The organism is Planktothrix sp. FACHB-1355, from assembly GCF_014748295.1.
GTDB classification, from domain to species: domain Bacteria; phylum Cyanobacteriota; class Cyanobacteriia; order Cyanobacteriales; family Aerosakkonemataceae; genus Aerosakkonema; species Aerosakkonema funiforme_A.
Genome location: NZ_JACJUP010000097.1, coordinates 1 through 10656 on the forward strand (window position 1 = coordinate 1; position 10656 = coordinate 10656).

At 42.7% G+C, this 10656-nt stretch carries 8 protein-coding genes; 5 read left to right on the forward strand and 3 right to left on the reverse strand.

The features are described 5' to 3' along the window. The coding region (locus tag H6S82_RS07010; protein ID WP_191056108.1) for a LytR C-terminal domain-containing protein at positions 1–314 on the forward strand (314 nt) is incomplete at its 5' end. Between the two features lie 59 nt (positions 315–373). Here the strand turns inward: H6S82_RS07010 and H6S82_RS07015 are convergent. Next, positions 374–1297, reverse strand: coding sequence for an alpha/beta fold hydrolase (locus H6S82_RS07015; protein WP_190464150.1), 924 nt, complete (start codon positions 1295–1297; stop codon positions 374–376). A 226-nt stretch (positions 1298–1523) separates the two neighbouring features. Between H6S82_RS07015 and H6S82_RS07020 the strand changes: the two genes are divergently transcribed. From H6S82_RS07020 to H6S82_RS07035, 4 genes are all read left to right on the forward strand, one after another. Continuing rightward, the gene (locus H6S82_RS07020) at positions 1524–2066 is read left to right on the forward strand and encodes a thioredoxin family protein (protein WP_190464151.1); all 543 of its coding nucleotides are present in this window, start codon (positions 1524–1526) and stop codon (positions 2064–2066) included. Positions 2067–2139: 73 nt separating this feature from the next. Beyond that, complete coding sequence (gene pyrH / locus H6S82_RS07025) at positions 2140–2868, forward strand: UMP kinase (RefSeq protein ID WP_190464152.1); 729 nt, start codon at positions 2140–2142, stop codon at positions 2866–2868. Continuing rightward, positions 2855–3403 (forward strand): ribosome recycling factor, encoded by a 549-nt coding sequence (gene frr / locus H6S82_RS07030; RefSeq protein WP_190464153.1) that lies wholly within the window; start codon positions 2855–2857, stop codon positions 3401–3403. Before pyrH ends, frr begins: the two co-directional genes overlap by 14 nt. A gap of 310 nt (positions 3404–3713) precedes the next feature. Then, complete coding sequence (locus tag H6S82_RS07035) at positions 3714–4847, forward strand: geranylgeranyl reductase family protein (protein WP_190464154.1); 1134 nt, start codon at positions 3714–3716, stop codon at positions 4845–4847. A 76-nt stretch (positions 4848–4923) separates the two neighbouring features. Here the strand turns inward: H6S82_RS07035 and H6S82_RS07040 are convergent, their stop codons facing one another. Together H6S82_RS07040 and H6S82_RS07045 are read right to left on the reverse strand one after the other, a co-directional pair. Beyond that, positions 4924–6849: a hypothetical protein gene (locus H6S82_RS07040; RefSeq protein ID WP_190464155.1), complete on the reverse strand. Its 1926-nt coding sequence runs from the start codon at positions 6847–6849 to the stop codon at positions 4924–4926. Between the two features lie 104 nt (positions 6850–6953). Further along, a partial coding sequence (locus H6S82_RS07045) for an AAA domain-containing protein (RefSeq protein ID WP_191056109.1) occupies positions 6954–10656 on the reverse strand: 3703 nt, incomplete at its 5' end.

Genomic DNA, 10656 nt, shown 5'->3' on the forward strand with positions numbered 1-10656 from the left:
ATCGTCGCGCTTTTGACCCAAGCGACCTGAGAATAGCAATTCAAGACAGCACCGGCCAACCGGGAGCGGCTGAGGCGATAGCCGATAAACTGAAACAAGCGGGCTATCGCGATGTTTACATTGCCGATGCTTGGGTAGAACCTTTGTCCGAAACACGCATTGTCGCTCAGCAAGGGGACGATGAGGGTGCGAAGGCGATTCACCAATCTCTGGGATTTGGGGAAGTGCGTGTAGAAAGCACTGGCAATCTGCGATCGGATATTACGATTAAGATCGGTAAGGACTGGTTGCAAAAGAAAAATTTATCCAATTAGTCGATCGCTAATTGGGGAATTTCAAATTTCAGATGTTAGATTTTAGATTGAAATAAAATCTAACATCTAAAATTATCCATCAGCCATTCCTGCAAAATTGGATTGACTAATTCTGGCGCTTCATCTTGGGGACAATGCCCTGCGCCTTCAATGGGGATGAACTTTTGCACTTGGGGGAAATTGACTAACTCTTGCCCAAGTGCGATCGGCTCCCAAGGATCTTCTTTCCCCCATAAAATTATCGCCGGACAAGGTAAAACTGGCAAAAGGTCTTCTGGTAGCGGCCCTTGGGAATAGCGCGTAAAAGCGATGAACACATCGACAGCACCTGGATCGAATGCTGGTGCCATGAGCATATCCACCAGTTCGTCTGTAACCGCCTCTGGATTTTTATAAGCTTGCAGGAGTATTTTGCGGACAACTTTTGGCTTTGCCAAGCGATCGAAAAATAGCTCGCCAAACCACTTGACAGCAAGCACTTTCTGTAATATTGGAGCGCTGGAGCGTCTATACCAAGGTAGGGTAGCGCGTTTGCGATCGTGCAGCAGCCGTAGAGAACAGTTGAGCAGGGCAACGCCTTTGGCAATATCTGGATTATCTACAGCAGCCTGCATAGCAGCAATACAGCCAATGGAATTACCGACTAAAAATGCCGGATTGCCTACAACTTCCCGACAGAAATCAGCTATCTGCTGTCCCCACGTTTCAAAGGTATACTCGATTTCAACTCCCGGAGTCGGTTTAGCTGACCCACCAAAGCCAATCAAGTCAATCGCGTATACTCGACAAGTTTTGGCTAAGAAGGGGATGTTCTTGCGCCAGTGCGCCCAAGAAGCTCCGAAGCCGTGTACTAAGATAACTGCTGGGCCTTCGCTTCCTTGCTTTTGATAGCAAATTGGGAAACCCTGCCAAGTCCAAGTGTAGGGGCGAGTATAAGATTCCCCTGTAATAGCGGTTTTGGTAGTAGAAGCAGAGACAGTCATAGCAATTTTAGATTCTGGCTGCTTCCATTGTGACAATTCTTTACAATATTGGAATTTGGTATCGTGCCGCTAGTTACTGGTGTGCAGCTTGCCGGGTATGTCAGAATCAATTTGGTGCAATCTTCTACCGCTTTTGTAAGTGGGGGGTGGTGAAGGTAAATCTATTTTTTGACTTTTGACTTTTAACTTTTGGCTTTCCTAGCCCCTAACCTCTCAAAAAAGTCTTATGGAAAAAAGCGATACTCGCATTGGCAGCTATGCTCCAGATTTTGAACTGCCGGGGATTGATGGTGAGGTTCACCACTTAGCTCGTTATTTGCAAAAATACCGGGCAATCGGTGCGATCTTTATGTGCAATCGCTGCTCTTATGTAGACTTATATTTAAACCGTCTCAAACAAATCCAGACGGATTTTCACGATCGCGGGTTTACTTTGATCGGGATTAACGCCAACAATGCGATCGCAAGTCCGGAAGATAACTTCGAGAATATGAAAAGCTTTGCGGCTAAGCATCAGCTTAACTTCCCCTATCTGCGCGATCCAACTCAGGATGTGGCGCGTTCCTTCGGTGCTCAAATCACGCCGGAAGTTTTCTTATTAGATGGCAACAGCGTTGTGCGTTACAGTGGCAGCATCGACGATAATCCGGAAGCAGTGGAGTTGGTGCAGGTATCCTACTTGCGAAATGCGATCGAGCAGCTCCTCTGTGGCGAAACAGTAACCCCAACCCACACTCAGGCAGTCGGCTGTTCTTTGAAGTGGCAATGATAATAGACACAGAATGTGCTTTCTACTGCTATCTTAAGTTGGAGGCAATTTCAGTTGAGCAAATAGTAATTTCATGGGGATAGCGTACCGGCGGGTTTTGCTGAAGCTGAGCGGTGAAGCCTTAATGGGTAACCTCGGCTATGGGATCGATCCAACAGTGGTTCAGGAAATCGCTGCTGAGGTAGCAGAGGTGGTAGCTAGCGGCGTTCAAATAGCCATTGTTGTGGGTGGCGGAAACATCTTTCGTGGCGTCAAGGGGGCTGCCAGAGGAATGGATCGGGCCACGGCTGACTATATCGGCATGATCGCTACGGTGATGAATGCGATGACGTTGCAGGATGCTCTGGAGCGAATGAGTGTTCCGACTCGCGTACAAACAGCGATCGCGATGCAGGAAGTGGCGGAACCCTATATCCGGCGTCGCGCTATTCGCCACCTGGAAAAAGGACGGGTGGTGATTTTCGGCGCAGGTTCCGGCAATCCTTTCTTTACAACGGATACCACAGCTGCTCTGCGGGCGGCTGAAATCAGCGCTGATGTGATTTTTAAGGCAACTAAGGTAGATGGTATTTACGATTCCGATCCGCATCTGAATCCAGGTGCCAAACGCTACCAAAGCCTGAACTACGGACACGTTTTAACTCAAGATCTGCGGGTAATGGATAGTACCGCGATCGCTCTGTGTAAGGAGAACAACATCCCGATTATGGTTTTTGACCTCACAGTCAGAGGTAACATTCGTCGAGCTGTGATGGGAGAATCTATAGGAACGATTGTGGGAGATATATATGAAGTTAGCTGAAGCTGAAAGTAAAATGCAGAAAGCAGTTGAGTCTACTCAACACGCTTTTAATACCATCCGTACCGGAAGAGCTAACGCATCGCTCCTCGATAAAGTAACGGTGGATTATTATGGTGCCCAAACACCCTTGAAATCTCTGGCGAACATTAATACGCCGGATGCAACTACGATCGCGATTCAACCATACGATCGCAGCATCTTGAATTCGATCGAGAAAGCTATTTCAATGTCGGATATCGGTTTAACTCCTAACAACGATGGTTCGACTATCCGGTTGAATATTCCTCCGCTTACCAGCGATCGTCGTAAAGAATTTGTCAAAGTAGCTGCCAAATATGCTGAAGAAGGTAAGGTATCGGTTCGCAATATTCGTCGCGATGCTGTAGACTCGATTCGCAAGGAGGAAAAAAGCGGCGATATTTCTGAGGATGAAGCTAAAGATCGGCAAGATAAAATTCAAAAGCTTACTGACAAGTACATTAACAAAATCGACGCATTGCTAGCGGAGAAAGAGAAAGATATCACTACTGTCTGAAGCGATCACAGTTCGGCAAAATTACCCCAATGCTGAAGTTAAAGACTGCCATTGGGGATAAAAGCAGTATATGCAGATGAGATAAGCCGTAAAAACTCTGAAATTCAGTACGTAAATAGCCGGAAGTGAGATTAGGATCTGTAATTTAAATATTTTCGCTCGAAGAGATCCTAAGATAGGCCAGTGCGACTAACTCTCAGATACTGGCAGCGATCGGCAAAAGCCAGTTAAACTCCTCTTAAGTTGAGGAACCTTGGAAAGTTGGTCAAAAGCTAACAATAGACTTTACTCAGGAGCAAAATTCAAGGATATGTTTGACTGCATTATTGTCGGTGCTGGCCCAGCAGGCGGAACGGCGGCTTATCATTTGGCTAAGCGGGGGCGCTCTGTATTAGTTCTGGAAAAAGAAAGCTTGCCTCGGTATAAACCTTGCGGTGGAGGTGTATCGCCTGCGATCGCCCAATGGTTTGATTTTGATTTCTCGCCAGCGATTTCCCTGAAAGTAGACACAATTCGCTACACCTGGAAGATGGAAGACCCAGTGGAAGCGAGGCTCACAAACATGGAGCCAATTTGGATGGTGCGGCGGGATATTTTCGACCACTTTCTGGTTCAACAGGCACAGAAGCAGGGGGCCGAACTCCGAGATAATACTGAGGTTACGGGGATTGAATTTAAGAACGATCGCTGGCAAGTCAAGACAGCTAATGGCCCAGTAGAAGGGCGCTATCTGATCGCTGCTGACGGTGCAAAGGGGCCAATGGCTAAGCTGTTGGGTTTCAAGGAGCGCAAACGCAGGCTGGGTGGAGCTTTAGAGGCAGAAACGCCACCTCCCGGCAATCCCGATACCAGAACTTATTTTGAGTTCGGGATGGTGAAAAATGGTTATATTTGGAACTTCCCTAAAGCAGATGGGTATTCGATCGGTGTAGGAACTTTCCAAGGCGGCGAACCGCAAGACTTTAAGAGCATTTTGACTGAATACGGCACAATGTTCGGTGTGGATATGAAAACCAGCAAGCAATACGGACATCCGCTTTGTTTGTGGGATGGGAATCAAAAGCTGCACACCCAAAATGCTGTTTTAGCTGGCGAAGCTGCTTGCGTTGTCGATCCGATGACGGCGGAAGGTATTCGTCCTTCGATTTTTAGCGGAATGAAGGCGGCGGAGGCGATCGATCGAGCTCTCGGTGGCGATTTAAATGCTTTGGAAAAATACACTCAGGTCATTGTCGATGAATGGGGTAGCGATATGGTGTGGGCGCAACGCCTAGCAGGTGTATTCTACAAAATTCCTAAAGTTGGCTACAAAGTGGGCGTAAAACGACCTACCGCTACCCAAACTATGGCGAAAATCCTCTGCGGACAACTGCGTTACAGCGATGTTGTTAACTTCGCTCTCAAACGTCTCAGCAAGAGTATGATTCCCGGTATGGGGGGCTGAAAGTAGTTATGAGTTTTGAGTTTTGAATTAATCGGAACTTACGTATGTGTGACACTTGCTTAAGTTCCGATATAATTCATTTTTTCTTTTTTGAAGTATCGGTTTTAGATTTATTTTTGATAGATTTCTCTAGCGGTTTTTGGATTACAGTATATTTTGATATAAATTTATCCGGCGAATCGATAGGTGAATGAGCGATACCAAGCCGCGTGAATTGTGACCATATTTCCGCAGTTATTAAGTTTAACGCAGCTTCTCGATTGCTGGTAGCGATCGCACCTATAACTTTCTGCCAACCTTCTCGCAATAATTCAATATTTGCATCTTCTACAGAAAACTCTTTTAGCAAAGAAAGTGCTGTGTAAAAATACTCAGCATCAGGTGATATTTTTTTCGATTTTAATCCATAAAATACTAACTTTAACCAAATCGGTAATAATTCCAGCCATTTATTTTGTTCTAGCTGTTTTAATGCTTCTTGTTCCATACTCAGCGCACCCCATACGCAAATAGCAGCTTCAGCAGATCGATCGTCACGCATTTTTAAAGCATTCTTCCATAATTTTTGTGCTTGTTTGTTGAATCGACTTGCCAAAAATTCGTAAGCTTCTTGAACTTGTTCGGGAATAGTTACTTTATAAACTGTTTCTCCTCTTGGTAATCTATCTCCCCGATAAGAAAGAAAATTATGAGAACCACATAAGTGAATTTTGCGATCGACTACTACTTCCTTTGCATGGGAATTTCCCAACCAAAATATCTGCACCGCAGGTAAACCATCTGGTGTTTTAATTCCTAATAATTTTTGCTGGAGTGTAGGGGTAATTTGCCGTTCTTCTTCTTCCGGTTTGCGGGCAATTCCATAACCAATTAAAACGGCAACTCCTTGTTTAGCAATATTTTCCAGTAACTTGATAAATTGATCGTCTATTACTTCCTCACTCACCCAAGGCGAAAAAATCAGTATTTCTTGACGGGCTAATTTCAGAGTATCTAAAAAAGCTGTGCGAATCTGACTGTCTCGCAGCAGAATAACACTACCTGCTTCAACAGTTAACGCAGGTTTATTTGGTTTTGGATTAGTCCTAATTTCCAGAACATTTTCAATTGCTATACGATCGATTTTCTCAATTCTTGCCTCAACTTCTGCATTCCTCGCTTCCATCAGTAGATGGCGTTCGTTGGCAATAGTTTCTTCACTAATAGAGAAAAAATCTTGTAAGGAAAACATTCCTGCTTCTTGCAGGATATCCAAATAATTTGAGGGATATTCTAAAACCTGCTTACCGCGTCTAACTTGCAGGTTGATTTTATCTTCAAGTAAATCGTAGATCGCGAAAATTGAAATAGCTTGCCAGATATTTGTAGGTTCATCTATTATACTTGCTTCGGTAAGTATTTTGCCTTCTTTTGGGTCGTGCAGTCCTAAGCTGGAAGCTTGAATTATTTGCTGAAATTCTTCTATTAGTAAGGAATCAATATCGGGCGATCTATTTTCGATCGCCATAAAATTTTCTAACTCTGGTAAGTCAATGTTGGTTGCTTCTAAAGGAGAAGCGATAAAAAAAAGATTGCTGTTTAATGGGTCAGTTATGGCATAAATTTCTTTAGTTTGTGGAGGTTGAGGAACAGAACCTTGTTCGTAAAATTGTCGTCCTTGGGGAGTAAGTGCGATCGATCCATTAGTTGTCCATGCTAAAGTCTGTAAAGAGCGCAGAGTTCTAGTAGTATTTTGTACGAATACAGGATCGAGTCCCAGTACAGTTGCTAGTTCATCAACGCTTGGCGGCGGTTCGAGTTCAATTCCAGCGCGAAGAATAAACTCTTCGAGTACATTAAATTTACGCGGTTCGCTAATAGTAACTTCCACGGTCACTTGGGAAACGCTATAGCGAAATTGACGCGCCGTTAAAACAGATAAACCTGGACTTTGCTGCTCAATTTTGTCTGCCATTTCTTTTAGATTGGCATCAATTGGTTTAGGGGAGGACGCTAGAAACATTTATTAATCCTTGATAGTTTTGTTAATTACTAGGTTTATCCTTATCGAAGGGTTTTGCTATTTACAACCGCCAGGGATTAAAATCCCTGGCGGGACTAAGGTAATTATCCTAATATTTGAGAAACATCAATTAATCCTCCATGACGACGCAGGATATCGGAAATGTTAGAATACATACTGCCAACTCCCCGTGCATACTGAGTAAATAAGGAATGACAACCGACAACTATTAGCAATTCTTGAGCGCGAGAGAAAGCAACATTTACCCGTTCTAGCTTTTTGGCAAATCCTACATCTCGATTGCTATTATTGCGAACCATGCTAACAATAACTACTGCGCGTTCCATACCTTGAAATCGGTCAACTGTACCAGTTCTAATTTGCAAAGAAGGAAAGCTTTTGGGATTTATTCTTTCTTCAATTAATCTTAATTGAGCCCCATAAAAAGTAATGATGCCTATTTCTTTGCGGGGATTTCCAGCAGCAACTTTGGGAAACCAAGATTCTTCCATTTGCTGACACAAAATTTCGATCGCATCCACTTCTTTAATATTGGTTCTTGACGTTCCTTCTTGTTTTTCGGCAAAACCCTCTTCCAATGGCATTTTTACCCAAATAAGATGGTGATTTTCTTGGATAATTTTACCATTGAGATTGTGTGCGCGTTGCCGATCGGCATCGGGAATTCCACATTGCAAGCGATGTTCGTAAAACTGATTGATTGCACCCATAATAACTGGGTGCATTCGATACTGAATAGTTAACCTACGCTTAATACTCTCGGATGCAGCTTCAAATTGTACTTTAAACAGAGATTCTTCTAAAAATGCCATTTCTTCTCTGGTACTGTCCATTTCTTCGGCAATTTCTTCGATGCTATTTTCATGCAGCATTGGCGGTAATTGTCGATAGTCACCAATTAGGACTAATTTTTTCCCTTTTAAGGCAGGAATTAGTAACTCTGGCGGCGTACATTTACTGACTTCATCAATAATTACTACATCAAAGTTATTAAATTCTCTGACAAAACTATATCCAGCAGCTTGCACGCAAGTAATGCCGATAACGTTGGCATTATCAATATAAGTTCGTCGCAATTCGGTGCGATCTTGTGCGGAGGGATTGCGTAATTTTTGAATCCAATCTTGGACGAGGTTTTCGTAGCGACTGAGATAAGCTTGTTCTTTTTCTAATTCTGTTTGCCAAGCGTCGAATTGCACTTTTACTGTGCGTAAAAAGTCTGGATCGAATAAACCTGTTGAGGGAACTGGTGGTTTTAGTCGAGCGGGTATTGCTTGCCATGCTGACTCCCACCATTTGCGATCGCTAATTAATTGTTCTGAGGGTTTCTGTTGTAGTTGCGCTTCTATTTCGCTAATTTGGTTTTGTAAATCTCTCACTTTATTGTTAGCACTTTCATAAGTTTGTTGTAACTTGGCAAGATGATTATTCAGATTATTTTTGATATTTGATAGTGCAACTAAAGGATCTAGCAAGGAAATCATCTCGGTCAGGTTACTAATACCGCTTTCCCAGTCACTCGCCTGTGCTGATAATGTTGGTAATTCTGCTAAAACAGTTGACATTGAGGTGCTTTGCAGGCATCTTTCTAAGACAGCGCGTAAACTATCTGGCAATTGTGTAAACTGTTTTAATTCGGTTAAAAGCGATCGGCAAAGTCTAGCTTTTATTTCCGCTTGTTGACGCAAATTTTCTAACTGCCTTTGAGACTCGGACATTTGTCTTTTCAGATTGGCTAAATCTTCATTAAATAGCTGACTATATCCGCTTTGCGTGCTAGCATTTCCGACAACTAATCCTACTTTTAAATCTCGATTGAAAGCTTTGACAACGGCAAGTTTAATATCCGGTAATTTCTGTTGCGCTAATTTCAACAATCCCGGAGTGCTAATGCCTATTTGCACTGTTTCACCATTATATGAGATCAAACAACCATGCTGACTCAATAATGCTTTAATAGATCCCAACTGAATATTTTCAATTATTTGTTGCCAAATTCGATCGAATCTGTGAGTTTGAATATTTTGTTGTTCTGTCAACATTTGCTGGTAGTTTCTTTGCAATTGAGCAACATTGGCAGAATACTGCTGGTAAATTTGTACGGCTTTTTGGGTTTCGTTAATTGATGCGATCGCATTCTTGGCTTCCGCCAGTCCCCTACCAGCTTCCGAAACCCAACCAGGAATAGTATCCCGCAACCAAGCAGCTAACCCAAATGCTTCGCGATTACCGGGAGAAATCAAACCCATTCTCTTAGCTAAGTTTACCGCCATTTGCACGTTAGCGATAAATGCTTTGAGATAATTATCATTAGCTGCCGATTTCTGTAACCGCTCTGATAAATTGAATATCTCCTTATCTTCCCAATTGATTATATTAGCAGAATTTAGCACATAAGTCAAGTCTGAAACAAGCGAATTAATCTGAGTTTTCTGTGCTTTAATTTCCGAGATTTGACTGATTATTTCTTTCCCCTCTGCTTTTATCCTTACCAAGCGACTTTGCCAAGTTCTCAAATCCCGTTCGATAGTTTCTTCTGCTTTTAAATAGCTAGCAAACTTTTCTGCCGATGCCAACAAATGACGGAAGAATTCGATATTTTCTTTTCGTTTCAGTAACCGCTTTTCGCAATCTGACGCCGTATTTTTCAGCCAAGTACCAATTACTTGTTCTTCCAAAAATGGTAATCCTTCTTCCTCTACTCTCTCGGCACGTCCCTTTCGCAAAGCACGAATTACCGGACTGTGAATTAATCTGCTAAGTGCGTTATCTACGGCTAAATTTGCTTGAGAAGCAATCAAAGTGCGCCCGCCTCGCAAAGCAATTTGGTAACAAATTTCGGCAATAACTGTTGTTTTTCCCGTACCTGGTGGCCCTTGAATTAGCACCAAATCATCGGCAGCAAGTACCGCTTCTACTGCGGCAATTTGGTCGTCATTCGCAGACGGTAATAATAAATCTTCCGGTTGTAGTTTAATCTGTCTTTGCAGAGGTCTTGCTTTCGCAGCATCAAAGAAAAATTCACCCAAATAAGGATTCTGCGCGTTTCCTTTTTTTAACTCGTCTAATGCTTTTTTCTTCCGTTTAATTTGGCTTAAATCGCCTGCTGCTTCAAAAGACAAAAATCCTTGTGAGGGAATTTGATAATTTCCTTCTATTATTTTCTCGACTATTTCGGCATCTATCCTAATACGGATTAAACTTTTTTCTCGATCGATTTCTTCAATATTACCCAATCTATATTCAATTTGTTCGCCGTTACCATCAGATGCTATTTCCAAAAGCTCAATATCTTCATTGCGTGCTTTGAAGGCTCGTTGCCAAAAATTATCTGTTTTTAAAAAAGTCCCTGAAGAACTATCAATAGTGGCTTTGGCAGCATCAATTTCAAAGGTAATTTTCCGAGTAGCCACACCATAGTTATGATTAATAAAAGGAACGCAAAATTGTCGCTCTTTCGCCATGCGTTCTTCAATATTTAAAAATGTTTGCCAAGCTTTTAACTGTTCTTCTGTTGGTAGATGATCGCCGCAGAAAGGTAATTTTGCTATACTGGATATAACGGATGGCGGTATGCCGATGCGATGTTGGCGATCGCGCAACAACCGAATCGGATAAGGTATGCTAAAAGCATCTACTTTTCCCTTATCTTGCGGTAATAATTTAGCCGATAATACCCGCAAACCGCCATATCCATCTTGACTGACAACTGCTACCAAACTTAAGGTTTTTTCCCTTTCTTGGAGAATAGCAGGTAATTCTATATTATCTCGATCGGTGGCGAGC